23 protein-coding genes are annotated in these 26,416 nt (G+C 74.8%); 15 read left to right on the forward strand and 8 right to left on the reverse strand.

Annotated features, from left to right (window positions below; genetic code table 11):
• Positions 1-309: 309 nt before the first annotated feature.
• Entirely contained in the window at positions 310-804 is a 495-nt protein-coding gene (locus JS756_RS05840; protein ID WP_307790338.1) for an SRPBCC family protein, read from the forward strand.
• A gap of 454 nt (positions 805-1,258) precedes the next feature.
• Here the strand turns inward: JS756_RS05840 and JS756_RS05845 are convergent, their stop codons facing one another.
• Together JS756_RS05845 and JS756_RS05850 are read right to left on the reverse strand one after the other, a co-directional pair.
• On the reverse strand, positions 1,259-2,080 hold the full coding sequence (locus JS756_RS05845; RefSeq protein ID WP_205381859.1) for an MOSC domain-containing protein: 822 nt from the start codon (positions 2,078-2,080) through the stop codon (positions 1,259-1,261).
• A 62-nt stretch (positions 2,081-2,142) separates the two neighbouring features.
• Positions 2,143-2,571, reverse strand: a complete 429-nt coding sequence (locus JS756_RS05850) for a DUF6643 family protein (RefSeq protein WP_205381860.1) — start codon at positions 2,569-2,571, stop codon at positions 2,143-2,145.
• Positions 2,572-2,869: 298 nt separating this feature from the next.
• On the opposite strand from JS756_RS05850, the gene JS756_RS05855 reads away from it, so the two are divergent.
• On the forward strand, positions 2,870-4,144 hold the full coding sequence (locus JS756_RS05855; RefSeq protein WP_205382071.1) for a TerD family protein: 1,275 nt from the start codon (positions 2,870-2,872) through the stop codon (positions 4,142-4,144).
• Between the two features lie 15 nt (positions 4,145-4,159).
• On the opposite strand, the gene JS756_RS05860 is transcribed toward JS756_RS05855, so the two are convergent.
• Positions 4,160-5,353, reverse strand: coding sequence for a glycosyltransferase (locus tag JS756_RS05860; RefSeq protein WP_205381861.1), 1,194 nt, complete (start codon positions 5,351-5,353; stop codon positions 4,160-4,162).
• A gap of 39 nt (positions 5,354-5,392) precedes the next feature.
• Here JS756_RS05860 and JS756_RS05865 point away from each other — a divergent pair, with 39 nt between their 5' ends.
• Both JS756_RS05865 and JS756_RS05870 read left to right on the forward strand, forming a co-directional pair.
• A complete protein-coding gene (locus JS756_RS05865; protein ID WP_205381862.1) occupies positions 5,393-6,178 on the forward strand; it encodes a glutamate racemase in 786 nt (261 codons plus the stop codon).
• Positions 6,179-6,267: 89 nt separating this feature from the next.
• Positions 6,268-6,810: a hypothetical protein gene (locus JS756_RS05870; RefSeq protein WP_205381863.1), complete on the forward strand. Its 543-nt coding sequence runs from the start codon at positions 6,268-6,270 to the stop codon at positions 6,808-6,810.
• A 144-nt stretch (positions 6,811-6,954) separates the two neighbouring features.
• Here JS756_RS05870 and JS756_RS05875 read toward each other — a convergent pair whose 3' ends face one another.
• Entirely contained in the window at positions 6,955-8,034 is a 1,080-nt protein-coding gene (locus JS756_RS05875) for an O-antigen ligase family protein (RefSeq protein WP_205381864.1), read from the reverse strand.
• 257 nt (positions 8,035-8,291) lie between these two features.
• On the opposite strand from JS756_RS05875, the gene lnt reads away from it, so the two are divergent.
• The 6 genes from lnt (at position 8,292) to JS756_RS05905 (ending at position 16,057) form a co-directional block, all read left to right on the forward strand.
• Positions 8,292-9,899: an apolipoprotein N-acyltransferase gene (gene lnt / locus JS756_RS05880; protein WP_205381865.1), complete on the forward strand. Its 1,608-nt coding sequence runs from the start codon at positions 8,292-8,294 to the stop codon at positions 9,897-9,899.
• 67 nt (positions 9,900-9,966) lie between these two features.
• Positions 9,967-10,446 (forward strand): NUDIX hydrolase, encoded by a 480-nt coding sequence (locus JS756_RS05885; RefSeq protein ID WP_205381866.1) that lies wholly within the window; start codon positions 9,967-9,969, stop codon positions 10,444-10,446.
• A 54-nt stretch (positions 10,447-10,500) separates the two neighbouring features.
• Positions 10,501-11,301, forward strand: a complete 801-nt coding sequence (locus JS756_RS05890) for a 3-hydroxybutyrate dehydrogenase (protein WP_205381867.1) — start codon at positions 10,501-10,503, stop codon at positions 11,299-11,301.
• 134 nt (positions 11,302-11,435) lie between these two features.
• Complete coding sequence (locus JS756_RS05895; protein ID WP_205381868.1) at positions 11,436-13,376, forward strand: helix-turn-helix domain-containing protein; 1,941 nt, start codon at positions 11,436-11,438, stop codon at positions 13,374-13,376.
• 942 nt (positions 13,377-14,318) lie between these two features.
• On the forward strand, positions 14,319-15,278 hold the full coding sequence (locus JS756_RS05900) for an NADP-dependent oxidoreductase (RefSeq protein WP_240203324.1): 960 nt from the start codon (positions 14,319-14,321) through the stop codon (positions 15,276-15,278).
• A gap of 122 nt (positions 15,279-15,400) precedes the next feature.
• Entirely contained in the window at positions 15,401-16,057 is a 657-nt protein-coding gene (locus tag JS756_RS05905) for a TOPRIM nucleotidyl transferase/hydrolase domain-containing protein (RefSeq protein ID WP_205381869.1), read from the forward strand.
• Between the two features lie 97 nt (positions 16,058-16,154).
• Here JS756_RS05905 and JS756_RS05910 read toward each other — a convergent pair whose 3' ends face one another.
• A complete protein-coding gene (locus JS756_RS05910; protein ID WP_240203326.1) occupies positions 16,155-17,732 on the reverse strand; it encodes an FAD-dependent monooxygenase in 1,578 nt (525 codons plus the stop codon).
• 5 nt (positions 17,733-17,737) lie between these two features.
• Positions 17,738-18,325 carry a hypothetical protein gene (locus JS756_RS05915; protein ID WP_205381870.1) on the reverse strand — a complete coding sequence of 196 codons (588 nt, stop codon included), beginning with the start codon at positions 18,323-18,325 and terminating at the stop codon, positions 17,738-17,740.
• A 327-nt stretch (positions 18,326-18,652) separates the two neighbouring features.
• Between JS756_RS05915 and JS756_RS05920 the strand changes: the two genes are divergently transcribed.
• Together JS756_RS05920 and JS756_RS05925 are read left to right on the forward strand one after the other, a co-directional pair.
• Positions 18,653-20,002 (forward strand): nicotinate phosphoribosyltransferase, encoded by a 1,350-nt coding sequence (locus tag JS756_RS05920; protein WP_205381871.1) that lies wholly within the window; start codon positions 18,653-18,655, stop codon positions 20,000-20,002.
• A gap of 134 nt (positions 20,003-20,136) precedes the next feature.
• Positions 20,137-20,424 carry a dsRBD fold-containing protein gene (locus tag JS756_RS05925; protein WP_205381872.1) on the forward strand — a complete coding sequence of 96 codons (288 nt, stop codon included), beginning with the start codon at positions 20,137-20,139 and terminating at the stop codon, positions 20,422-20,424.
• A 153-nt stretch (positions 20,425-20,577) separates the two neighbouring features.
• On the opposite strand, the gene JS756_RS05930 is transcribed toward JS756_RS05925, so the two are convergent.
• Complete coding sequence (locus tag JS756_RS05930; protein ID WP_205381873.1) at positions 20,578-21,603, reverse strand: 6-phosphofructokinase; 1,026 nt, start codon at positions 21,601-21,603, stop codon at positions 20,578-20,580.
• A 210-nt stretch (positions 21,604-21,813) separates the two neighbouring features.
• On the reverse strand, positions 21,814-22,764 hold the full coding sequence (locus JS756_RS05935; protein WP_205381874.1) for an alpha/beta fold hydrolase: 951 nt from the start codon (positions 22,762-22,764) through the stop codon (positions 21,814-21,816).
• Positions 22,765-23,572: 808 nt separating this feature from the next.
• Between JS756_RS05935 and JS756_RS05940 the strand changes: the two genes are divergently transcribed.
• Genes JS756_RS05940 through JS756_RS05950 form a run of 3 tightly spaced genes read left to right on the forward strand, consistent with a single transcriptional unit; the run spans position 23,573 to position 26,409 of the window.
• Positions 23,573-24,262 carry an SRPBCC family protein gene (locus tag JS756_RS05940; RefSeq protein ID WP_205381875.1) on the forward strand — a complete coding sequence of 230 codons (690 nt, stop codon included), beginning with the start codon at positions 23,573-23,575 and terminating at the stop codon, positions 24,260-24,262.
• Between the two features lie 39 nt (positions 24,263-24,301).
• Positions 24,302-25,015: a response regulator transcription factor gene (locus JS756_RS05945; RefSeq protein ID WP_205381876.1), complete on the forward strand. Its 714-nt coding sequence runs from the start codon at positions 24,302-24,304 to the stop codon at positions 25,013-25,015.
• On the forward strand, positions 25,012-26,409 hold the full coding sequence (locus JS756_RS05950) for a sensor histidine kinase (RefSeq protein ID WP_205381877.1): 1,398 nt from the start codon (positions 25,012-25,014) through the stop codon (positions 26,407-26,409). Before JS756_RS05945 ends, JS756_RS05950 begins: the two co-directional genes overlap by 4 nt.
• Positions 26,410-26,416: the final 7 nt, after the last annotated feature.

The raw sequence follows: 26,416 nt of genomic DNA on the forward strand, positions 1-26,416 counted from the left end.
GGACGGGACCGGGAACCGGACGAGGGGGGAGGAAGAGGGGGGAAGGGGAACGCCGTGGGGCAGGAGAGGGGAGGCGGAAAGGGGTGGGGAGGCACGGGGAGGCGCCCGATGGCGGCGCGGTCGCCGGGCGGTGCGTCGGGGACGGCCTTCATCGGGCCCGGCACCTGGCACGGCGGTCCGGTCCCCGGCGGCCCGAAGCCCTGTGGGCAGGGCCTGTTGCGCAAACGGATCAAGGTCGTGGATGATCCGGGAATTCGACATCGAGGGGGCGACATGCGAGGTGCCGAGGGTCCGACCGTGCGCTGTGACGTGCGTGTCGAGGCACCCGTGCCGCGGGTCTGGGAACTGGTGACCGACATCCGCCTGCCGGTCCGGTTCAGCCCGGAGCTGCAGCGCGTCGCGTGGGTCGACGGCGCGGACCGGCCCCTGGTGGGTGCGCGCTTCGAGGGTTGCAACCGCCATCCGCAGATCGGCGAGTGGCGGACCGTTTCCCATGTGGTCGAGCTGGACGACCAACGGGTCTTCGCCTGGGTCGTCATGGATGCGGACGGCCGGTACGGGGAACCGACGCTGGATCCGGCCCGGTCCATGGCGTACTGGCGCTACGAACTCGAGGCCGAGGACGGGGGCACCCGGCTGCGCCAGTCGGCCCTCGTCGGGCCGGGCCGCAACGGAGTCACTCTGGCGATCGAGCGCCGGCCGGACCGGGAGGAGCAGATCGTCGCCTTCCGCCTGAAGGAGCTCAGGGCAGGGATGGAGGCCACGCTGCAGGGCATCAGGAAGCTTGCCGAGGAGGGCGGCTGAGGACCGGTTGCGCGGGTGGTAGGGGCCCGGCGTGGACGCCGGTGGCCGGACCGGCAGGTCTCGCCGCAGGCGTCCGTCGTGTCCGCGCGCAACCGCCTCGGCCGCAGCGCGGCCTGACCGGGCCGTGGGGTGCGACGCGTCCCAGTGCACGGGGCCGCGGTCGGGTGGGACCGGACCGATCGTCGTCGAACCCCGGGCCGTGCGATGAAGCAGGTGGTCGGGCCCGTCGTCGCGAACGGATCCCGCGCGCCGGTGCCTCGTGCCCGCACGCCCTTGCAAAGGCCCGTCTCTAGTGCCGCGGCAGGCAACGTTCGCCCGTCGAGGAGCGGCGTCCGGTGCGTGCTCCCGGTGTGCCGGCCGGAAGCCCTCGTACTGGATGTACTCGGGCTTTCGTCCGGTGCAGCGAGAGTGCGTGCCGGGCGTCGCGACGGGGCGAACGTTGCCTGATGCGGCACTAGGCGAGAACCCTGACCGGGTCGCCCACGCGCACCGTGCCGGGGCCGAGCGGGACCAGGTTCTGGCCGAAGACCAGGAGACTGCCGATGCGGCGGTGCCGGCCCAGGGTGCGCAGGGGTTCGCGGCCGCGCACGGCGCTGTGCTGATCGGTGGTGGTCACCAGGCACCGCCCGCACATCCCGGCGACACGGAACTCGACCTCGCCCACAGCGATGCGCGTCCAGTCGTCCTCGGCCCACGGGTCGGTGCCCGACACCACCAGGTTGGGCCGGAACCGGTTCATGGGCAGCGGTCCCTCGTGCGCGTTCTCCCCGTGAGCGATCAGGTCGTTCAGGGCCCCGAGCGAGGCGGTCGTGGTGACCAGCAGTGGGAAGCCGTCGGCGAACGAGACGGTCTCGCCCGGCAGTGCGTAGTCCGGGTCGACCGGGCGCCGCGTGGCCGGGTCGTCCATGTGCACCAGGCAGGTGTCCGCGCCGAGAAGGGCGCTGCACCAGGCGTGGGCCGCGGCGTCGGCGGGAACGCCCTCCACCTTGGTGCCGAAGATGTCCACCGTCACCGTGTCCAGCGGCTCGGGGACGGCCACCTCGACCGGGTCCGTGCCGGGCGCGGACAGCCGGACGCCGCCGGGCAGGAGTTCGGCGGCGGCCAGGGCCAGACGTGGCTGCTGGCGTTGTGTGACGACCTTCCCCCCGTCGTCGATCAGCACCCAGCGTCGGTCTCCGGCCAGCCCCCAGGGCTCCACGACGGCCTCCCGGACCGGCACGGCCCGGAACGCCTTGACCGGATGCACGTGAATCGATTGCAGTTCCGCATTCCCCATGCGGCCATCGTGCCAGGCGGCACCGGAGGCCGGGGACGGCGGTCCCGCGCCCGCGGTCGGGGTCAGTAGCCGCGGTACTGCTGGTTGTTGTACGGATCCTGGTAGGGAGCCGGAGCCGGCCGCGGGGCGGCGGGCCGCATGGCCTCGTACCCCATGGAGGGTGCGGCGGCGCGGGGCTGCTGCGGCTGCGGGCCGGGATAGCCGCGCGGGGCCGCCTGCTGCGGGATGTACGCCGTCGGCGCCTGCTGCAGCGGCGCCGGCTGCTGCGCCTGCGGGTAGCCGTAGGAGGGCTGGGACGGGGCCGCCGGAAGGGCGGGCAGTGCCGAGGGCAGCGCGGGGAGGTTGCCGCCCGGCGTGTCGTAGGCCGCGGGGACCCGGATCGGGGCGATCTGCGGGGTGCCCCGCTCGGCGACGAGCGAGTCGTAGATCGGGGTGTCCGGGAAGGAGGCGGAGTAGTAGCCGCCACCATAAGTGGAGCGGGGGGAGGTCATGGCCATAACTTAAGCCCACGATGTGCTGGTTGGGGAGACCGATAAGAGGGTTGTTTTCCGAGTCCGCAGTGACCCGGTATCCCCAATGAGAGCGAACGTGGGAAAAAGGGGCACCCTGACACGTTCAAATCTGGTAAAGCCCGAGTTCCCGGCGGGTTACCGGGGGTTGGACGGAGTCCTTCCCCGTGCCGATCATGGGGCTGTGCCACCCGCACGGAATAGGTTGTCCGGGTAGGCATCAGAAGTGAGTGCCGGGAGCGACCCGGCCCGGTGACGCGTGATGGGGGCGGACATGTCAATGTCGAAGGGGTCGAATGTGCCGGTGCCGACGACGGCACTGCGCGTCGAGCTGGGCTGGCGGTCCGGTCCCGGCGTGCCCGACGCCGACGCCTCGGCCCTGCTGCTGGTCGGCGGCAAGGTCCGCTCCGACGCGGACTTCGTCTTCTACAACCAGCCGGCGCACGGCTCCGGAGCCGTGCGCCACGAGGGCAAGCGGGACGCCGGCGGCAGGGTGACCGACACGCTGCTGGTGGACCTCGCGCGCGTGGAGGGCGCGATCGAGACCGTCGTGCTCGCCTCCTCCACCGACGGCGGCAGCTTCGGCCAGGTGCCCGACCTCTACATCGAGGTGCGCGATGCGGCGCAGGGCTCCGTCGTCGCCCGCTTCGACAGCACCGGCGCGAGCGTCGAGACCGCCTTCGTGCTCGGCGAGTTCTACCGCCGCCAGGGCGCCTGGAAGTTCCGTGCCGTCGGACAGGGCTACGGCAGCGGTCTGGAGGGCCTGGCCACCGACTTCGGCATCACGGTCGACGAGCCGCAGCACGCCGCCCCGCCGGCGCCGGCGCCGACGGCCACCGCCGCCGCACCGGCGGTCACACCTCCGCCCGTCGCGCACGTACCGCCGCCGCCCGCGGCCCCGCCCGCGCAGCAGCCGGTGAGCCTGTCCAAGGTGACGCTCACCAAGGCGTCCCCGAGCGTGTCGCTCGCCAAGCAGGGGGGCACGTCCGGCGCCCTGCGCGTCAACCTCAACTGGGAGGTGCGCAAGCAGTTCTCCGGCTGGGGCAGCAAGCGCGGCCGGGCCGTCGCCCTGCACGCCGACCTCGACCTCGACCTGTGCGCGCTGTACGAGCTCGCGGACGGCCGCAAGGGGGTCGTGCAGGCGCTCGGCAACGCGTTCGGCGCGCTGGACCGGCCGCCGTACGTCCATCTCGACGGCGACGACCGCACGGGCGCCGTCGCGGCGGGCGAGAACCTCACCGTCAACCTCGACCACAAGCAGGATCTCCGGCGCCTGCTCGTCTTCGTCACCATCTACGAAGGCGCCCGCTCCTTCGCGGACCTGCACGCCACGGTCACGCTCCAGCCCCAGCACGGCGCCCCCATCGAGTTCTCGCTCGACGAGTGCACCGTCCCCTCCCCGGTGTGCGCCCTGGCGCTGATCACCAACAACGGCGGCGACCTCGTGGTCCAGCGCGAGGCGCGCTACCTGGTCCCCGAACGCGGCGTCAGCCCCCAGCGGACCGTCGACCGCGCCTACGGCTGGGGCATGAACTGGACCCCCGGCCGCAAGTAGGCACGTTCCGGGACGTCAGCGCTCTTCGGACACCGCCTCCGGGCGGGCGTAGGTGCGGCCCTTCCAGGCCGCGCCGCGCCCCCGGTAGTGCTGCACCGCCGAGTCGACCGTCATCAGCAGGTACAGCGCCGCCGTGCAGGGCAGCAGGGGAGCGAGCCACAGCGGCTGCCGGTAGTACCGCAGCATCGGCACGTACGTCCCCGCCATCACCAGCCACGCCGCCGCGCCGGCCGCCACGGCCGCCGTGCCGCTCCCCGCCAGGCCCGCGGCGACGGCGATGGGCGGCACCAGGTACACCAGCGCCAGACCGGTGACCGTGCCGAGCAGGAGCAGCGGGTTGTGGCGCAGCTGCGCGTAGGCGCTGCGCGACACCATCCGCCACAGGTCGTGCAGACGGGGATAGGGGCGCACGCTGTCCACGGCCTCGGCCAGACCCAGCCAGATCCGGCCCCCGCTCCCCTTGACAGCGCGCGCGAGCGCGACGTCGTCGATGACCGCGTGCCGGATGGCCTCCGGGACCCTCGCCCGCTCCGCGGCTCCGGTCCGCAGCAGCACACAGCCGCCCGCCGCGGCCGCCGTCCGGGCCTCCGCCCGCCCGACCCGGCGGAACGGGTACAGCTGCGCGAAGAAGTAGACGAACGCCGGTACCACGAGCCGCTCCCACACGCTCTCCACCCGCAGCCGCGCCATCTGCGACACCACGTCGAACCCTCCGGTGTCCGCAGCGGCCACCAGGCGGCGCAGACTGTCCGGGGCGTGCGCGATGTCCGCGTCCGTGAGCAGCAGGTACTCGGGGTCGCGTGCACGTGCCAGGGCGATGCCGTGCCGCACCGCCCACAGCTTGCCGGTCCAGCCCGCCGGAGGCTCCCCCGGACCGTCCACGGTCAGCGGCAGCCCCCCGTTCCGCCGCGCCAGCTCGCGCGCCAGCTCACCGGTGCCGTCCGAGCTGCCGTCGTCGACGAGGAAGACCTCCGCCCGCCCCGGGTAGTCCTGGGCCAGCAGGGTCGGCAGGCTCAGCGGCAGCACGGCCGCCTCGTCGCGCGCCGGCACCACCACGCACACCGGTGGCCACACGCCGGGATCCCGGCGGGGCGGCAGCCGCACGTCGGTCCGCCAGAACATGCCCTGGGCGAGCAGCAGCCACAGCCAGGCCGCGAGGGACACGACAGCACTCCACACGATGGCGCTCACCCGGGCAGTCTGCCCCACCCGGCCGGAGGCACGGGGACCATCGTCTATCGTGGCCGGGTGAAGATCGCGCTCATGGACTCCGGAATCGGGCTGCTGGCGGCCACCGCCGCGGTACGGCGCCTGCGGCCCGACGCCGATCTCGTGCTCTCGCTCGACCCCGACGGCATGCCCTGGGGGCCGCGCACCCCCGAGGACCTCACCGGGCGCGCCCTGGCCGTCGCCCGGGCCGCGGCGGCCCACCGCCCCGACGCCCTGATCGTCGGCTGCAACACCGCCACCGTGCACGCGCTGCCCGCGCTGCGGGCGGCCCTCGAACCGGGGATCCCGGTCGTCGGCACCGTACCGGCGATCAAGCCGGCCGCGGCGGGCGGCGGCCACGTCGCGATCTGGGCCACGCCCGCCACCACCGGGAGCCCCTACCAGCGGAACCTGATCCGCGACTTCGCCGACGGCGTCCAGGTCACCGAAGTCCCCTGCTGGGGTCTGGCGGAGGCCGTGGAACGCGCGGACGAGGCGGCCGTCGACGCCGCCGTCACCGGCGCCGCGGCGCTGACCCCCGAGGACGTGACGACCGTCGTCCTGGGCTGCACGCACTACGAGCTGGTCGCCGAGCGCATCCGCGCCGCCGTCCAGCGCACCGGCCGGCCGCCGCTCGCCCTGCACGGCTCCGCCGGTGCGGTCGCCGCCCAGGCCCTGCGCCGCATCGGCGGCCACCCCACCCCCGACGCCGCCGCCGTCGGCACCGTCACCGTCCTCCTCAGCGGCCAGGAGGGCGAGCTGCCCGCACCCGCGCTGGCCTATGCCGAGGGCCGCCTGCTCACCGCAGCCAGCCCCGCCTCGTAGCCACCCCCGGGCCGCGCCCCCGTCCCGGGCGTGTCGGTCACTGTGCGCTACGCGGTACCCGCGCAGCGAAACATGAGTACCCTCGAAACATGAGGGACCACGCCCGCGAGGACGCCCCGCACGCCGACGTATGGACCGGACGCGCCACCAACCGGGTCCAGTGGCTCCTGGCGCTCGTCGGAGCGGCCTGCATGGCACTCGGCATCGAGCTGGCCGTCGACTCAGCCTGGACGACCGGGATCGCCCCCCTCGCGATGTCTGTGGTCGGCTGCATCGCCGCGGGGCTGCTGGTCCTCTTCGGCACCCTCGCCTTCGTCCACGTCGACCTCAGACTCGACAAGGACTCCGTGGAGGTGCGCTGCGGCCACATCGGCGTGCCCCGCCGCCGCATCCCCCTCACCCACGTGGCCGGGGCCGACTTCGCGCCGAACGTCACCCCGCGCCAGTGGGGCGGCTGGGGCTACCGCTGGCGGCCCGAGAAGGGCACCGCCGTCGTCGTACGCCGCGGCGAGGGTGTCGTACTGCGCCTGTGGGACGGCCACTCCTTCACGATCACCGTGGACAACGCCGAGGCCGCCGTCCGGGCCATCAGGGCACGCCTGCGGGCCGGGACCCCCGGCACCGCGCACTGAGCGGAGCGGGCGCACCGCGCGGGCCGCGCGCCCGGAGCCCGTCGGTGTTCGCCGGCGGTCGCCGTGGAAGAGCCGCTCCCGGCCCCGAGGGACGGGGCCGGCCGGTGTTCCCGCCCGACCGCGCGGGTTCGCTGCCCGTTCCTCTCACGGGGCCGGCCGGTCCTCACGCGCGCGTGGCCGGGCCGTACCCCGCGGCGACTCGTCGGCCAGCGGACGTGCCGTGGCCAGTCCCGTCAGCAGTCCCGCGCCGACGGACACGGCCGTGAAGCTGAGCGCGTTGCCGACGGCGGCGAGCACCGCCAGCGCCGTGACGGCGGCGCCCGCGGTGAGCGCCACCGGCGTGGGGCGGCGGGTGCGCCACAGCGCGACCAGCACCCAGGCGAAGACCGCCGCCAGCAGCACGACACCGATCACCCCCTGCTCGGCCGCCAGCTGGAGGGGCGCCGAGTGCGGCTTGCCGTCGGGCTGCAGCGCCTGGCCCGCCGTCGGACTCAGCTCCCCGAACCGGTCCGGGCCCACCCCCAGCGCGGCGTCGTGCCCGGCCAGGTGCAGGGCGTCGTGCCACAGCCCCACCCGGTGCGGTGTGAGCCGGCCCCGCAGGGCGTCGGTCAGCCCGCCCGGCAGCACGTCCGCCGCGACCGCCCACGTTCCCGCGGTGACCGTCGCCACGGCCAGCGCCAGCCCCGCGATCCCCACCCCGCGGTGCCGCATCCGGCCGGCGGCCAGCGAGCACAGCAGGACGGCGGCGCCGGCCACGGCACCCGCGGTCGAGCCCAGGACGGCCGCGAAGGCCACGATCGCCGCGGCCAGCAGCCGCAGCGCCAGCCGCACTCCGGACGCGGCGGCCGACCAGGCGGCGCAGCAGGCGGCACCGACGCACAACGTGAGCAGGGCGGCCGTGGCGCCCGCGTGGCCGAGCGGGGCGAGCACCCGGGGGCCCGGCGTGAGATCGGGGACGGTCACCACCAGAGCGAGCCCGGCAAGTGCCCCGAGGCACGGCGCGGCGACCGGCATCAGGGCCCCGGAGATCCTCCCGGCGGCATGGCCGGCGGTCACCGCCAGCACCGCGAGCAGCATGCCCTCGGGACGCCCGTCCTGGGCGGCCGCCGTGATCACGGACCAGGCGGCGCAGGCACCGAGGACGACGATGCCCGCCGCGTCCGAGACGTGCCGCCGCTCGCCGGCGGCCGACCCGGCACCGGACGCCCTCGCCGTGGAACCCACCAGACCCCCGAACCCGGTCGCCCCCCGACCTGTGCACCTTCCCGTCCCCGAGCGGCCAGGGACCGCAGGACGGGACTCGGCCACACCGTAACGGCTGATGGACGGTTTGTGGATGAGTTGCGCGCAGATGCGCAGGAACGATGCGCCGGCGGGGCGCCCGGGGTGGCCGTGCGGCTGCTGTGCATCCCGGTGCGGCAGCCCCGCTGCCGATCGGGCCGCAGTGTTCGTGGCGAGGTCACCCGCCGTACACTCCCGGAGTGACCGTCACCGCAACATCCGTGGGCCAGCCCGACCAGCTCCAGCCGCAGACCGCGCCCGGACGCGGTGCGCGCCTGCGGCGCCTGGCCCCGGCCGCCGCCGCGGCACTCGCCGGAGTACTGCTCTACGTCAGCTTCCCGCCGCGCACCCTGTGGTGGCTGGCGCTGCCGGCCTTCGCCGTGTTCGGCTGGGTGGTGCGCGGACGCAGCTGGAAGGCGGGACTCGGCCTCGGATACCTCTTCGGCCTCGGCTTCCTGCTGCCGCTGCTGGTGTGGACCGGTGTGGAGGTCGGCTCGGGGCCCTGGCTGGCCCTGGTCGCGGTGGAGGCCGTCTTCGTCGCGCTGGTCGGCGCCGGTGTCGCCACCGTGTCCCGGTTGCCCGCCTGGCCCGTGTGGGCGGCGGCGCTGTGGGTCGCCGGAGAGGCGGCACGCGCACGCGTGCCCTTCGGCGGATTCCCCTGGGGCAAGATCGCCTTCGGGCAGGCGGACGGCGTCTTCCTGCCGCTCGCCGCGGTAGGCGGCACCCCGGTGCTCGGATTCGCGGTCGTGCTGTGCGGCTTCGGTCTGTACGAGGCCGCCCGCCTGGTCGCCCAGGGGCGCCGCACACGCGCCGTGCGCCGCGGCGCCGCCGCCGCGGCGCTGTTGAGCGTCGCCGTGCCGGTGGCGGGCGCGGTGGCCGCGCGGCCGCTGGTCAGCGACAAGGCAGAGGACGGCACCGCGACGATCGCCGTCATCCAGGGGAACGTTCCCCGGCTGGGCCTGGACTTCAACTCGCAGCGCCGGGCCGTCCTCGACCACCACGCGCGCGAGACGGAGCGGCTGGCCGCCGAGGTCAAGGCCGGCAAGCAGCCCCGGCCCGACTTCGTGCTGTGGCCGGAGAACTCCTCCGACATCGACCCGTTCGCCAATCCCGACGCCGCAGCCGTCATCGAGTACGCAGCCCGGTCCATCGGCGCACCCGTCTCCGTCGGCGGCGTCGTGGAGCGCGACGGCAAGCTCCTCAACGAGCAGATCCTGTGGGACCCGGCCAAGGGCCCCACGCAGACCTACGACAAGCGGCAGGTGCAGCCGTTCGGCGAGTTCCTGCCGCTGCGCTCCCTCATCGGCGCCATCAACAGCGACTGGACCTCGATGGTCCGCCAGGACTTCAGCCGGGGCAGCGAGCCCGGAGTCTTCGACATCGACGGCACCAAGGTCGGCCTGGCGACCTGCTACGAGGCCGCCTTCGACTGGGCCGTGCGCGACACCGTCACCCACGGCGCACAGATGATCTCCGTGCCGAGCAACAACGCGACGTTCGACCGCAGCGAGATGACCTACCAGCAGCTCGCCATGTCGCGGGTCCGCGCCGTCGAGCACAGCCGGACCGTCACCGTCCCGGTGACCAGCGGCGTCAGCGCGATCATCATGCCCGACGGCACGATCACCCAGCGGACCGGCATGTTCGTCGCCGACTCCCTGGTGCAGAAGGTGCCGCTGCGTTCGTCCCGGACACCTGCCACGACGCTCGGCATCCTCCCCGAGGTGGCGCTGGTCCTGGTCGCCGCAGGCGGTCTCGGATGGGCGATCGGCGCGGGGATCCGCGGGCGGCGCCCCGGTGACGCCTAGCCGTACGCCCGGGGTGCGTCCGTCCAACCGGCGCGGGCGGGCAGGCGTCGCCGGTTAGGGTCGGTGCATGGCCATCCCCGACTTCATCCGCGCCCTCAGGGACTCCGCCGGCCGGCAGTTGCTGTGGCTTCCCGGAGTCACCGCGATCGTCTTCGACGACAGGGGCAGAGTGCTGCTGGGGCGCCGGGCCGACACCCTCAGGTGGTCGGTGATAGGCGGCATACCGGACCCCGGCGAGCAGCCCGCCGCCTGCGCCGTACGGGAGGTCCACGAGGAGACGGCCGTGCACTGCGTCGCCGAGCGGGTCGTCCTCGTCCAGGCCCTCGACCCCGTCACCTACGCCAACGGCGACGTCTGCCAGTACATGGACATCACGTTCCGCTGCCGGGCCGTCGGCGGTGAGGCACAGGTCAACGACGACGAGTCCGTGGAGGTGGGCTGGTTCGAGGCGGATGCCCTCCCGGAGCTCGACGAGGCGGATCTCTTCAGGATCAAGCAGGCGATGTCGGACGGCCCCACATGGTTCGACCCCATTGAACCCAGGTGAAGTATGGGGATTGACCATATGGGGTGAGGGGGGTGCCCTGCCTAGGGTCGAGCCATGACCGCGTCCCGCCGCCCCATGGATGCCCCTGCCGCCGCGCTCGACCTCGGCGGCCGTACCGCCCTCGTCACCGGTGCCGCCGGAGGCATCGGCCGCGCCTGCGTGCTGCGGCTGGCCGCCGCCGGAGCCGAGGTCAGAGCGGTGGACCGGGACGCCTCCGGCCTCCAGGAGCTGTCCGAACGGTCCGCCGGCCTCCCCGGCGGCGTCGAGCCGCACGTCCTCGACCTCACCGACCTGGACGCCGCCGAGCTCGCCGCGGCCGGCACCGACATCCTGGTCAACAACGCCGGGCTGCAGCTCGTACGCCCCATCGAGGCGTTCCCTCCCGAGGTCTTCCACACGGTGCTCACCGTGATGCTGGAGGCACCCTTCCGCCTCGTCCGGGGCGCCCTGCCGCACATGTACGGTCAGGGCTGGGGCCGTATCGTCAACATCTCCTCCGTGCACGGCCTGCGCGCCTCGGCCCACAAGTCGGCCTACGTGGCCGCCAAGCACGGGCTCGAGGGCCTGTCCAAGACCGCCGCCCTCGAAGGCGCCCCGCACGGCGTCACCTCCAACTGCGTCAGCCCCGGCTACGTCCGCACCCCGCTGGTGCAGAAGCAGCTCGCCGACCAGGCCCGCGCCCACGGCATCGCCGAGGAACGCGTCCTCGCCGAGGTGCTCCTCAAGGACAGTGCGGTCAAACGGCTGATCGAACCGGAGGAGGTGGCCGAGGCCGTCGCCTACCTGTGCGGCCCGCGGGCCTCCTTCGTGACCGGCACCTCCCTGGTCCTGGACGGCGGGTGGACGGCCCACTGAACCCGCCCGCCCCGGGGAGGGGGGCCACGCCACCGCGGAGCCCTTCGTCCACAGGCCGGCGGCCATCGTCCGGCCTACGACCGAGTTGTCCACAGGGCCCACCGGGCACCCGGCCCATGGGGAATCCTGTGACCATGCCCAGCGAACACATCCCGTCGCCGCAGCGCTCCGACACCTCCGTCGGAGCGCCGCCGGGCAGTGCCGAGGCGCCGTTCCTGGAGCTGCTGACCCGAGGCGCGGCGGCCGACGCCTACGAACAGCCGGCGCTGCGGGCACGCGCCGACGGACAGCCGGCCGAGCGGATCGCGGCCCTGGAACAGGCCAAGCTGCTCGGGCTGCGCGTCCGCGCCGAACTGGAGGGGCGGCGCAGACGGGAGGCGGAGCTGTCCGCGCTGTTCGAGACCGCCCACGACCTGGCGGGCCTGCGGGACGTCGACGCCGTTCTGCGGGCCATCGTCCACCGCGCCCGGTCCCTGCTGGGCACGGACGTCGCCTACCTCAGCCTCAACGATCCCGGGCACGGCGACACCTACATGCGGGTCACCGAGGGCTCGGTCGCCGCGCGCTTCCAGCAACTGCGACTGGGGATGGGGGAGGGGCTGGGCGGTCTGGTGGCCCAGACGGCCCGGCCGTACGTCACCGACGACTACTTCCACGACGAACGCTTCCAGCACACCGCCGGCATCGACGCGGGCGTGCGTGACGAGGGCCTGGTCGCCATCCTCGGGGTCCCCCTGATGCTCGGGCCGAACGTCATCGGCGTCCTGTTCGCGGCCGACCGCCGCGCCCGCGTCTTCGAACGGGAGCAGACCGCCCTCCTCGGTTCCTTCGCCGCGCTCGCCGCCTCCGCCATCGACACCGCCAACCTGCTCACCGAGACCCGCTCGGCCCTCACCGACCTGGAGCGGGCCAACGAGATCATCCGGGACCGCAGCGCCGTCATCGAACGCGCCTCGGACGTCCACGACCGGCTCGCCGAACTGGTCCTGCGGGGCGGCGGGGTGCACGACGTCGCCGCCGCGGTCTCCCAGGTCCTGGGCGGCACGGTGGAGTTCACCGACGCCGCCCCCGCGGTCGCACTGGAGGCCTCCCGTACCGAGGGCCACGCCGTGCGCCACGGGGACGACTGGATCGCCGCGGTGGCGGCCGGCGGCGAACTGCTCGGCGCGCTCGTCCTGCACGGCCACCCCGGCCTCGACCCCGTCGACCAGCGCACCCTTGAGCGTGCCGCGATGGTCACCTCCCTCCTGCTGCTGGCCCGACGCTCCGCCGCGGATGCCGAACAGCGCGTCCGCGGGGAGCTCCTGGACGACCTGCTCGACGCCCGCGACCGGGACCCCCGCCTGCTGCGCGAGCGTGCCTCCCGCCTGCACGCCGACCTCGACGCGGTGCACGTCGTGCTCGCCGCCCGGCTCGACGGCCCGGTCGCCGACGCCGAGCAGGAGGCCGACGCGCGCCGCCGCCTGTGGTCGGCGGCCTCCCACCTGGCCGCCACCGGGCACGGACTGGCCGCCGCACGTGACGGCGGCACCGTGCTGCTGCTGCCCCTCGCCCCCGGCGACACCGCCACACAGCTCGCGCGCCGCACCGCCCGGCATCTGGGCACCGCCGTCCACGAGCCGGTCACCGTCGGCGCCTCCGCTCCCGTCGAAGGGCTCGCCCCCCACCCCGATGCCGTCGCCGCCGGCTACGCCGAGGGCAGGCGCTGCCTGGACGCCCTCCGGCTGCTGGGCCGCAGCGGCGACGGAGCCGCCGCCGAGGACTTCGGCTTCCTGGGCCTGCTGCTCGCCGGGGACCGCGACATGGCGGGCTTCGTCGACCGCACCATCGGCGAGGTCGTGGCCTACGACAGCCGGCGCGGCACGGAACTGCTGCGCACCCTGGAGGCTTACTTCGCGTGCGGCATGAGCCCGGCCCGCACCAAGGACGAGCTGCACGTCCACGTCAACACGGTCGCCCAGCGCCTGGAGCGGGTCGGCCGCCTCCTCGGCGGCGACTGGCAGAGCCCGGCCCGCGCCCTGGAGATCCAGCTGGCGCTGCGCCTGTACCGGCTGTCCGCCGCGGCGCAGCCCTGACCCGCAGTAGCCGGGGAGCGGGGGGAGGCCGCGGCCGGGCCGGACCGCGGGGGCAGCCCGGCCGCGGCGCGAGCCGACGCCGGCTCCCGGCTGGTGGTGCGAAGCCGCGTCCCCGCCCCGTTCGCACAGCCGGGTCCTCCCCGGCCCGCCGAGGCCACCACCCTCGCCGCGGGCCGAGCGCCGGCCCGCAAGGAGCCGGGCCCTCGTGCGAGGTCCGGTGAGCGGAAGGCGAGGGCCGGCTGCGCTCTCGCCCCTGCGTCTCCCTACGCCGACCAGCGTGAGTCCCACGGCGCCATGGGGTTCCTCGCCGACGCGGCGCGGCAGAGCGGCCGGATGGGAGAGGCTGGCACGGCAGGGCTCCCGCAGACGTTTCCTCCGACTCCTCCAGAGTGGCGCGGCACCGGTGGTTCCCGCTCGAGCAAGGTGACTGTCTTCCAGTGGAGTGTGGCGACAGGTGGACGACACGCTCCACCGGCCGGCTCGGGCCCGTCGCCGGCCCCGAAGCCGGGGTTTCGCCCCCGCGGGCCGCATGGCCGCGGGCGGCGCGAGGAGGGTCGCCCTGCCACCGGCCGACGCGCAGTCGTTCAACTCGAGAAGCCGCACGGCACCCTCTGCCACACTGATCCAAAAGACATGAAATCGGGAGGTTCCGGTGAGGTGCCCGCACCACCCCCGCCGTCTCGCCCCGGCGGTGGGGCGACCGGTCGCGCGGACCGTCGCCACGGGGCCCCCGACCGGCGGCACGCCTGTCCCCGTCCACCGCCCCGCGCGCCTCGCACAACCGGCGTACGGCGCCGTGCCGCCCGCCGACGCTCCCGCCCCGGCGGCCCTCGACAGTCATGCAACGACCGGTCGCGGGGGCGCCCGGCCGGCCGCGGAAGCCACCCGTCGTCCACCCGAAGACGCTGTGACGTCCGAGACGTCACCAGGCCGTACGAAGCCATGACATCGGAGGAAGCCATGATCGAGATGCACGCCGTGCGAGCTCACCGCCGAGGAGGCCCCGAGCGGCTCGTCTACGGGTACGCGCCCGTGCCCGAACCCGGGCCCGGCGAGGTACTGGTCGCCGTCCGCTCGGCGTCGATCACGCGCGGGGAGCTCCGGTGGCCCGCCACCTGGACCACCGCCTTCGACGAAAGCGGCGAACCGCGCACACCGATCATCCCGTCGAAGGAGGTCTCCGGGACGGTCGACCAACTGGGACCCGGGACGTCCCGGTTCCGTGTCGGCGACGACGTCTACGGGCTCATTCCCTTCCTCCGCGACGGCGCGGCAGCCGAGTTCGTGGCCGTGCCCGAGGGGGTCCTCGCACTCAAGCCGCCGTCCCTGGACCACGACCGGTGCGCCGCCCTTCCGCTGGCCGGGCTCACCGCATGGCAGGGACTGGTGCGCCATGCCGGGCTCCGGGCCGGCCAGCGGGTCCTCGTCCACGGCGGCGCGGGCGGCGTGGGCTCCTTCGTGGTGCAGGTCGCGGCCGCACTGGGCGGCGCCGTGACCGCGACCGCCACCGGTGCCGACGCGGACTTCGTACGGGGGCTGGGCGCCGAGCGCGTCGTCGACTACACCGCCCGGCCCTTCGAGGAGGAGGTCCGGGACGTCGATGTCGTCTTCGACACCGTGGGCGGCGACACCGCCGCACGCTCCTGGCAGGTACTCAGGCCCGACGGAACCCTGGTCAGCATCGCCGCGCCGCCCCCGCCCGCGCCGGGACCGGAGGGCCGCGCCGTGTTCTTCGTCGTCGAGCCCGACCAGGAGGGGCTCAAGGAACTCGCCGCACTCGTCGAGTCCGGTCGGCTGACTCCGCGAGTGGACCGGGTCGTGCCCCTCCAGCACACCGCCGAGGCCTACACGGCGCTGGAGCAGGAGCACCACCAGGGCAAGATCGTCCTGCACATCGCCTGACCGCCCCGGACCGGCAGCCGGCCCGGATGCCGCTCCGCGCCCGACCGGCGCCCTCCGCCGCGAAAACAGGCATGCCCGCCACAGCTCCGCCGTGCCACGATGGCGTCGGGAAGCGAGGTCGTGTGGACGAGTTGAGGCGGTTCCGGCTGGCGCTGGGAGCATGGGCGGGGGGCGGGCCGCGGGCGGACACGGCCGCGGTGGCGGCCCGGGAACTGGCCGGCGGCGGTCTGCGCACGGCCGTCCTCGTCGAGGGTGGCAGCGATCTGGCCGCGCTCGAAACGCTGGCCGCGCGCCACGGTCGCGACCTCGGCGCGGAGGGCGTCGCGGTGATACCGCTCGGAGGCGCCACGAACATCGGGCGCTATCTGGACGTGTGCGGCCCGCCGGGGCTCGGCCTGTCGCTGGCGGGTCTGTGCGACGTCGCCGAGGAGCGGCACTTCCGGCGCCATCTGGAGCGCGTCGGGCTCGGCGCCGACCTCACGGGCGCCGGGCTGGAGTCCCTCGGTTTCCACGTCTGCGTCGCCGACCTGGAGGACGAGCTCATCCGCGCCCTCGGGGCGGAGGGGGTGCAGCAGGTGATCGAGGTGCAGGGCGAGATGCGTGCCTTCCGCACCTTCCAGAACCAGCCCGCGCAGCGGGAACGGCCTGTGGAGCACCAGCTGCGGCGTTTCCTGGGCACGCACAGCGGCCGGAAGGCGCTCTACGCGCAGGCACTCGTCGCGCACCTGGACCTCGACCGCGTGCCCCGGCCGCTGGAGCGGCTCCTGACCCGCGTGTGACCGGGTCTCGGTCCTGCCGGACCTGCGTCCGACCGGCGCCCGAGTACGGCCCGACCGGGGGCGTCCCGGGGCCGACGCCCTCCCGGCGACGGAGTGGTCACCGCCGGGCAGCGGGCTGCGGGAGTGCGCCGGCCAGGGAGAGCCAGGCCATCAGGCCGACCGGGTCGGTGGCGCCGCAGGTGTAGCCGACGTGGCCGTCCGGGCGGACGGCCAGCACGCCGCGGCCGGGGCTGCTGGCCAGGCGCAGGACGGTGACCCGGGACAGCGGCACCGCGTCCGGCAGAGGGGCGGCGTCGCGCTGGAGCAGGACGTGCACCCCCGGGCGGGCCAGCAGCCCGTGCAGCCGCTGAGGAGGCCCGCCGGTGCTGACCGTGGCGTCGGGCAGCCGGTCACCCGGGCGGGGCATCCCGCGCGGACGCGGGGAGCCCTCCACGGACACGGGGCTGTGCCGGTAGTTCACCCGCAGCTGCGAGAGGGTCCGGACGGCCTCGGCGACCAGCCGTCGCCGGTTGAGCAGGACGGGCACCGCCGGGGCCGCGTACGGAGCGGCCACCCCGCGCAGCCATGAGGGCAGCGGGCCGGTCGACGCCTCCGCCCAGAACGCCGTGTGGGTGAGGGCCAGCCTCCGCCGGGCTGCCGGCCTGCGCTCCGCCTCGTAGGAGTCCAGCAGCGGGTCGCCTCCCCGCCCGTTGGCCCGTTCACCGTCGAGGCGGTCCGCGGCGAAGGCGAGCTTCCAGCCGAGGTTCACCGCGTCCTGGACACCGGCGTTCATACCCTGGCCGGTGGCCGGGGAGTAGGTGTGTGCTGCGTCTCCGGCGAGGAAGAGCCGTCCCCGGCGGAACCTCGGGGCGAGGCTGCACCGCAAGGGCACGCGTGCGGACCAGGCGAGGCGCTCGATCCGCGCCCGCAGGCCCGCCTCGTCGAGGAGGCGCTGCAGCTCCACCGCCGGGACGGCGGGCCCGGGCTGGCCGTAGGCCCGCCCCGCTCCGCCGGGGGAGGCCCGCGTGGCCAGCAGCCGCCAGGGCGCCTGCTCCCCGAGCGGGAACAGGAACAGCAGTCCCGTCCGCGCCGCGAACACCTGGGCCCCCGTACCGGGTGCGAGGCCCTCCAGGTCGAGGTCGGCGAGGAGCACCTCCACGGCGTAGGGCCTGCCGTGCCACCCGATGTCCGCGCAGCGGCGCACCGTGCTGGCCGGACCGTCGCAACCGGCGACGACACGAGCCCCGAACTCCTCGTCGCCGCGCCGGGACCGGAGCACGGCCCGTGCGCTGCGCCCGTCGTCGCGGACGTCGACGAGTTCGGTGCCGCGCTCCACCGGCACCCCGCGCTCGGCGAGAGCCTGCGCCAGGACCTCCTCGACGTCCGTCTGGCGCACCAGCGACAGGTGAGGGAACGCCGTGTCGGGCAGGGCGAGATCCCCGAGGCCCGCCTCCACGACACGGGGGCCGAGATGCAGGCGGGCCGTCGGCGCGGTGTCCGCACGGTCCAGCACCGCCTCCGTGACGCCCAGCGGCCGCAGGACCTCCAGGGTGCGCGGATGCAGGATGAGCGCACGGGAGGGGCGGAACGGATCGGGACGCCGTTCGACGACCCGGACCCGGGCTCCGTGGTCGTGGGCCGTCAGCGCCAGGGTGAGGCCGGTGGGACCGGCTCCCACGACAAGGACGTCCACCATCGTTCTCACATCCCGCCCGCCGGGAGCCACCAGGCGCCCGCGTCCCGTCCCGCGCCGCGGTCTCCGGCCGGACCGGGGCCGGCGATCACGTCGTCGCGCCGCAGACGCGGCAGGACGGCGTACCCGATCGACCCGTGCTCGCTGACCAGGGCCAGTACCCGCCACAGCGAGCGCGCGTAGTGCTCGGCGCGTTCCGGGCCGTCCCACTCGTACACGCCCCGGTAGCGGCCGAGTTCGTCGTCGGCCAGCCACAGTTTCGACGTGAAACCGGGGAATCCCACGAACAGCGGGGTGTTCAGCAGGCTCTCCCGGCGGAACAGCGCGTGGGCCCGCCCGCGCACCCGGCGGAGCCGGAAGCAGACCACCAGCGTGCACGGGTCCTTCGCCAGGCCGCTGCCGAGGCAGGTCTCCCGGTACACGCGGGCCGAGGTGCCGTCCGCGAAGGTCAGCCGCATCCCGAGCCGGCCCGCCGGGAGGTGGACCCGGCCGCGCCCCAGCAGTACGAAGCTGGAGAGGATGCAGGCGGCCACCGACCGCCACGCGGCGCCCGGGGGGAGCGCCCGCTGCTCACCCGTGCCCGCCTCGTGGTCCATGGTGCCTCCCTCCGCGGGGCCTCCCGGCCCTCCCGCCGTCGGCTCCGCTCCGCCTCCCGGGCGTCGTGCCGCCCCGAGGTCCACCATGCAGCAGCGGGCCACGGTCCGCGAGGCCGCCGAGGTGCACCCGGCAGGGGGGATGCCGCCCCGTCTCCGGGACGCAGGGCGGCTCCGCAGGGACCTTCGGCCCCGTGACCGAGGCCCGGTGACGCTCGATGGTGGGACGAAAGGGACGCAACGGAACGGAGTGGGCGTACCGGTGGTACCACCCTCGCGCGGGGCCGGCGAGGGGCACCCGGAGCGGACGGGGACGAGGAGGTGACGGCGGTGTCCGATGCCCTGACCACCGACCTCTACGAGGTCACCATGGCCATGTCCTATCTGCGGGAGGGGATGACCGCCCCCGCGACGTTCAGTCTCTTCGTCCGTGAACTTCCCCCCGACCGGGGCTTCCTGGTGGCCGCCGGACTGGAATCGGCCCTGGCCCACCTGGCCGCCCTGCAGGTGGGCCCGGAGGACGTCGACGCCTTCGCCGCCGCGCTGCACCGGCCGCGACGGGACCTGGAACCCCTCCTCGGCCTGGAGTTCACCGGCTCGGTGCGGGCGGTTCCGGAAGGGCGAGTCGTCCTCGCGGGGGAGCCGCTGCTGGAGGTCACCGCGCCCCTGCCGCAGGCCCAGATCGTCGAGACGTACGTGCTCAACGTGCTCAGCCACCAGACCGCGATCGCCTCGAAGGCGGTGCGCTGCGTCCTCGCGGCGGCCGGGCACCCCGTCGTGGACTTCTCCCTCCGGCGCACCCACGGACCGCAGGCCGGCTTCCAGGCCGCCCGGCTCGGTGCGCTGACCGGTTTCGCCGGGACCAGCAACGTCGCCGCGGCCACGGCCCTCGGAACACCCGCCGTCGGCACGATGGCCCACTCCTACGTGGAGGCGTTCCGTACGGAGGAGCAGGCGTTCCGCGCCTTCGCACGGGCCCACCCCGGTCCGGTGACCCTCCTGGTGGACACCTACGACACCGAGGAGGGCGTCCGCACCGCGGCCCGTGTGCTGCGCGACCTCGACCGGGGCCCGGGCTCCGCGGTGCGCCTGGACAGCGGTGACCTCGGCGCCCTGGCGGAGCGGAGCCGCTTGCTCCTCGACACCGCAGGCCTGCCCGACGTCCGGATCGTCGTCAGCGGCGGGCTCGACGAGTTCGCCGTGGAGGACCTGGTCCGCTCCGGGGCACCGGTCGACACCTATGCCGTCGGCACCCGGGTCGGTGTCTCGGCCGACGCGCCGTATCTGGACTCGGCGTACAAGATGGTGGAGTACGACGGCCGTCCGGTGATGAAGCTCTCGTCCGGCAAGGTGACGGCACCGGGTGCCAAGCAGGTGTTCCGGCGCAGGCGGTGCGCCGACGTGATCGGCCTCGCCGACGAGCCGCCGCCCTCCGACGGTGTCCCCCTGCTGGAGACGGTGATGCGGGACGGGCAGCGTACTGGCGCGAGCCCCACCGTCGACGTGTGCCGGCAAAGACTCGCGGCGGATCTGGACCTGCTGCCCCCGGCGGCGCGCAGGATCCGGGCCCCGCGTGCGCCAGGGGCGACCGCGTCGGCGCGTCTCGGCGCGCTGACCGACCGCGTCCGGCGGGACGTCGCGCACGGTGCGGCCGTGTCGGCGATCCGTGAGGATCCATGACCGCACACGACAGGGTCCGCGACGGAGCCCGTGGCAGGGATCCGCATCGGGGACCGGCGGCGGAGGGCCGCGGCAGGGGTAGGCAACAGAGCGGACGGACCTGATCGGTCCGCAGCGAGGCGAGGTGGACAACGATGACGCACTCATCGGAATGGAAGGCACGTCTTCACCTCTTCGAGGACGAGCACGGGACGACACAGGCGCACGTGGTCCTGGACACGGGGACGACCGCGGTCACGGGCCACGGGACGGCCCACCGCAACCCCGCGGACCGCGACGACCCGGGCATCGGCGAGGAACTGGCGGCCGGCCGGGCCATGCGCGACCTCGCCGAGAAGCTGCTGAACGCCGCTGAACGCGACATCGAGCACGCGGGTTCGCCCCGGCCGGGCGCCCACCAGGTCGCCGGATGGCCGCTGTGACCGTACGCCGGGCACCGTCCCGCCGCGGCCGCGGCGGGACCTCGGCCACGCCCTGACAGCGACCGCCGTCGCGCACCGGCGGACCGGTACGCGGCCCCGAGCGGCTCCGGCGCGCTCGGGGAGGCGGAGTCCTGACCGCGACCTCGGCGACGGTCAGCCGAAGAACACTTCGAACTCGTCGTACAACGACGGGTCGACGAGCTTGGTCTTCGGCCTGCTGCCGTCCAGCGGCAGTAGAACGACGTCGGTGCCGCGCAGGGCGACCATCGTGCCGAAGTCGCCCTGCGCGACCGCGTCGATCGCGTGCAGTCCGAAGCGCGTGGCCAGCCACCGGTCGAAGGCACTCGGAGTCCCGCCGCGCTGGATGTGACCGAGCACCGTGGTGCGGGCGTCCGTGCCGGTGCGCCGCGCGATCTCCTGCGCCAGCCACTCGCCGATGCCGGACAGCCGCACATGGCCGTACTCGTCCAGCGAGCGGTCCTTGAGCACCATCTGTCCCTCCTTGGGTGCGGCACCCTCGGCGGCGACGACGATCGGCGCGTAGTTGATCTTGAATCGGCTCTGCACCCACGCGCAGACCTGGTCGATGTCGAACGGCCGCTCCGGGATGAGGATGACGTTCGCGCCGCCGGCCACGCCGGCGTGCAGCGCGATCCATCCCGAATGCCGGCCCATCACCTCCACCACCAGGGTGCGCATATGGGACTCGGCGGTGGTGTGGAGCCGGTCGATGGCCTCCGTCGCGATGCCGACGGCGGTGTCGAACCCGAAGGTGTAGTCGGTGCCGACCACGTCGTTGTCGATCGTCTTCGGCACGCCGACCAGCCGGATGCCCTCGCGGCTCAGCTCGGTGGCCGCACCGAGGGTGTCCTCGCCCCCGATCACGACCAGCGCGTCGACGCGGTACTCGGCCAGGGTGTCCCTGACGCGCTGCACCCCGTCCTCGTGCTTGTACGGATTCGTACGGGAGGAGCCGAGGATCGTTCCGCCGCGCGGAAGGATCCCCCGCACGTCGGAGACGGCCAGCGGCACCACTTTGCCCTCCAGCGCACCGCGCCAGCCGTCCCGCAGACCGACGAAGTCGAAGCCGTACTCCTGGACACCCTTGCGCACGACGCTGCGGATCACGGCGTTGAGACCGGGGCAGTCGCCGCCACCGGTCAGCACTCCGACCCTCATGACTCCCTCCTTCGCGCACGGTGTGACGTCGGCGGGTGCGGATCGGCCGCCGGTCGCACGGTCAGGGTCACACTGCCCGTCTCCGTCGAGGCGGACCCGGGGCCCGAAGGACCCTCCCCACCATCATGGGCGGCCGCGGCCCCACCGGCGAGCCGCCGGACCCGCCCCCGCACGCCCTCCGGCACGGGGCCCGGGCCGGAAGGCGCGAGCCTACGGACGCCGCCGACGGCGACGGGCTCGGGCCCGGGGCAACCCGTTGCCACCGACCGCGTCCGCCGTACTGCGGGCCACCAGTTCCAGCAGGAGCCGGTTGACCTCGGCCGGACGTTCCAGCGGCAGCAGGTGCGAGGCCCTCGGCACCACCGCGAGATCGGCGGAGGGGATTCCGGCGGCGAGGGTGGCGCTGTGCGAGGCGGGCGTGATCTGGTCCTGCGCGCCCACCGCGACGAGGACCGGGCACCGGGCCAGCACGGGAAGGGCCGCCAGCTGGTCGTGCGCCATGAGCGCCGGATAGCAGGCGGCGATGGTCATCGTGGGCACTCGGGTCATGGCCTGGATGGTGAGCCGGGCGGCGATGGGGTCCACCGGGTCCCCGTACAGCAGCGGCCGGCTCAGCAGGAAGGCGATCCGGCCGGTGTAGCGGCGCACGGTGTCCACGGCCCGCGGCACGCGGGCCAGCCGCGGCAGACCGGTGGCCAGGGCCAGGTGCAGGACCCGGGCCGCCGCGGGCGGCAGCCCCATCGGCGTGCCGTTCAGCTGCCCGGCCGACGTCGACAGCAGAGCCGTCCCCGCGACCCGGGTCCCGAACAGTTCGGGACACGCGGAGGCCAGGGCCATGATCGCCATACCGCCCATGGAATGGCCGACGAGCACCACCGGCCCGGTCGGGGCCGTTGCCCCCAGCACCTGGCGGAGGTCGTCGCCCAGGCGCTCGACGGTGACCGGGGCCGCGCCGAGCGTGGATCGGCCGTGGCCGCGCTGGTCGAACAGGACCAGGCGGGAGACCCGGCCGAGGTCGGGGACCTGGAACTGCCAGGCGGTGGCGTCGAGCATGTAGCCGTGGCAGAGCACCGCTGTCAGGGGTGCGTCCGGGTCACCGGCGACGGTGACGTGGAGACGTGCGCCGTCGTCCGTCGTGACCGTGGTGGCCTGCGCGGACATGCCCTCCATTGTCCCTGCCCGGTGCTCGTGTCTCACAACCTGCGGCGATCCGCGACGCCTCGGGAACGGCCCCGCGGGCCGGCCCGAGCGCGCGGCGCGAGCGGCGTCCCCACGGGGCGACGGCGGCTCCGGGCCTCCGGCCGCGGGACCCGGCGGTCCGGTGTCCGGCCGGAACCGTCGCCTTCCCCCGGACGGGTGATGCCACCGCCAGGGGACCGGTGATGCCACCGCCAGGGGACCCTCCGCGCCGTGCCGCCCGCTGGTGGCGGGCCGTCGAGCAGAAGGCGGACGTGGTGCTCGCGGCCACGCGAGGGACGGTGCGCGCGGGCACCCGAGGGGTACGGAGGCCTCGGCAGGCGGCACCAGCACCCGGGTGCCGGACGGCGAGGAGAGGGCGCGCCCGGCACACCCGGCGCGCCCCGGCGGTGCGCGCACGCCGGTCCGGGCCCGGGTGGGCAGGGCGACAGGACCGACCGGACACCGCTCATGACCGGCGAGGAGCGCGGGGCGGGATCGACCGGGCAGCCGGGCCGGCCGGTCGCAGGTCGGCACGGAGCCGGCGCGAGGCGGAACGGCCCGGGCGGGAGGCGGAACGGGCGTCCGGCACTGACCGGCCACGAGCCACCACGCGGCGGGTGGAGGCGGAAGCGCGGGGCGTCCGGGACCTGCCGCGAGGGCGCGGGACCGACCGGCCCCACCACGGGACCGACCGGCTCTCGCGCGAGCCGCCCCCGACCCGGTAAGCCGGGAGCAGGCGACCGGCTCCGCCGGCAGCCGGGTCCGCTCCCCGACGATCAGGGAGGACACCATGTCCCAGCAGCCCGAATGCGGGCGGCGGCGGGGAGCCCGCCTGCTGCCCCTCACGCTCTGCGCGGCGTCCGTACTGTATGCGCGGCGACTGCGGCCACGCCTGCTGAGCTGGGGTGCGACACCGGACGAGGCAGCGGCCGACTACCCCGGCGACGAACTGTTCCCCGACGCCGACACCGCCTCCACCATGGCCACCACCCTGCCCGCGCCGCCCGAGGAGGTCTGGCCCTGGCTGGCGCAGATGGGAGCCGATCGCGCGGGCTGGTACAGCTGGGACCGCCTCGACCACTGCGGGGAACCGAGCGCGGAGCGCATCGAGCCCGACTGGCAGCAACTGGAGGAGGGGCAGCGGCTGACCGCGACGCGTGACGGCAACGCCTGGTTCACCGTGGCCCGCCTGGAGCCGAACCGGACCCTTGTCCTGCGCTCCGACCTGCGTCTGCCCGGCGGCCGCTCCTTCGACCCGCAGTACGACGCCGTGCCGCGGGCGCGCGCGGACGGGATCTGGGGCTTCCACCTGCGGCCGACCCCCGACGGCGGAACCCGCCTGGTGGTGCGCACCCGCGGCCGGAGCCACCCGCATCCGCTCACCCGGCTGTTCGACGTCCTGTTCGGCGAGCCCGCGCACTTCGTCATGCAGACCCGCCAGTTCCACAACCTGCGCCACCGCGTCGGCGCCGCGGCCTGACGCGGGCGCATCCCCGGACCGGAAGGCGGCCGACACCCCATGAGCACCCGGGCCACCGACAGGGACGGCAGCACGCGCGTGCTCGTGGTCGAGGACGACCGGGGCATCGCGGAATCCCTCGTGCGCGGCCTGCGGCAGGCCGGATACGCCGTCGAGGGCGTCCGGACCGGCCGGGCGGCCCTGGCAGCCCCGTCGCCCGATGTGGTGCTGCTCGACCTGGGACTTCCCGACGTCGACGGCGTCGAGGTCTGCCGCCGGCTCCGCGCCCGCTCGGACGCCGCGATCATCGCCGTGACCGCCCGGGGCGAGGAGGCGGACCGCGTGGTGGCCCTGGACGAAGGCGCAGACGACTACCTCGTCAAACCGTTCGGGTTGGCCGAGCTGCTGGCCCGGATCCGAGCCGTGCTGCGCCGCCGGCGCCCGGCCGAGCCGGAGATCCTGCGCCACGGGCCGCTCGCGCTCGACCTGCGCACCCGGCACGTCGCAGTCGACGGACGCACGGTGACCCTGACCCCGAAGGAGTTCTCCATCCTGGAGTGCCTGGCCGCCGACCCGGGCCGGGTGGTCAGCCGGCAGCAGATCCTGGAACGGGCCTGGGACGCCCACTGGTACGGCCCGACCAAGGTGCTGGACGTCCATGTCGCCGCGCTGCGCCGCAAACTCGCCGCACCGGGCCTGATCGAGACGGTCTACGGGCACGGATTCCGGCTCGGCACGGTCCGCGCGGACCGGCAGCCGGAGGAGCGGCCGTGACCCGCCGCATCACCTGGACCCTCCTGACCCTCACCTGCGTGCTGCTCGTGCTGGCGGTCGTACCGCTGGCGGTGTCGATGACGGCGCGCGAGCGGGTCGCCTACCGCGACAGCCAGCGAGCGGCCACCCGCGTCATCGCCGCGGCGGCCGAGGAACACCTCTCCGACCACAAGTCCGCGACCACCATGCGGCGCGAGCTCACCGCCGCCGCCCGGGTCGGCGACTGCGCCGCCGTGTACGACGCCACCCGGCACCTGGTGGCCGCCACCCCCTGCACGGCGGCGCAGGGCGAGGAGGCGCAGGAACTCGTGGCGGAGGTGCTGGCCGGGCACGAACCGGAGCCGCCGGAGAACGAGGGCCGGCTGCTGGCGGCGGAACCCGCCGGCGAGGTGCGCCGGCCCGCCGGAGCCGTCGTGCTGGCCCGCTCCGCGTCCCCGCTCGACGCCCGCATCGCCGCGATCTGGGGCTGGTCCGCCGCGATCGGCACGGCCGGGCTGGCCGCGTCCGTGCTGCTGTCCGTCCGCCTCGCCCGCTGGGTCAGCCGCCCCCTGTCGACCCTGGACGCCAGCGCCCGGCGACTGGGCGAGGGCGCCCTCGGGGAACGGGCCGACGTCGGCGGAGGACCGCCTGAGGTGCGCCGGCTGGCCGCCACGTTCAACACCATGGCGGCGCGCACCGAGGCCTTGGTGCACGGCCACCGGGCCGTGATCGCCGATGTGTCCCACCAACTGCGCACCCCGCTGGCCGCGCTGCGGCTGCGGCTCGACGTCCTCGCCGCCGGGGCCGACCGCGACACCGCGGATGAACTCGCCGCCGCCCAGGAGGAGATCGCCCGGTTGTCCCGGCTCGTGGACGGACTCCTCGCGGTCGCCCGCGCCGAGCAGGCCACACCCCGCCCCACCGCCGTGCGGGTCGGGGAGGTGGTGACCGAGCGTTTGGCCGCCTGGACGCCCGTCGCCCAGGAACGCGGTGTCCGGCTGGCCGGCGTGTCCGGCGGGCCGACCCCGGCCGTCGCACTCGGCACCGGCCACTTGGAGCAGATCCTGGACAACCTGATCGCCAACGCCGTCGACGCCGTCCCCGCCGGCGGGACGGTCACCGTCGACCACCGCGCCGCGGGCGGCACCGCCCGGATACGGGTGCGGGACGACGGACCCGGGATGACGGACGGGGCGAAGGCGGTTGCCTTCCGCCGGTTCGGCAACCCCGAGGCCCGGGGCACCGGACTCGGGTTGGCCATCGTCCACCGGCTGGTCACGGCCAACGGCGGCACCGCACGGCTGGAGGACACCCCCGGCGGAGGGCTGACCGTCGTCCTGGATCTCCCGCTGTGGCCGCAGGACGGGCGGGGACGGGGCGCGCCGAGATCTTCACCGGTTCTGAAGAAGACGTGAGCGGGTT

It is taken from the genome of Streptomyces actuosus (assembly GCF_016921115.1).
In the GTDB taxonomy this organism is placed as follows: domain Bacteria; phylum Actinomycetota; class Actinomycetes; order Streptomycetales; family Streptomycetaceae; genus Streptomyces; species Streptomyces actuosus_A.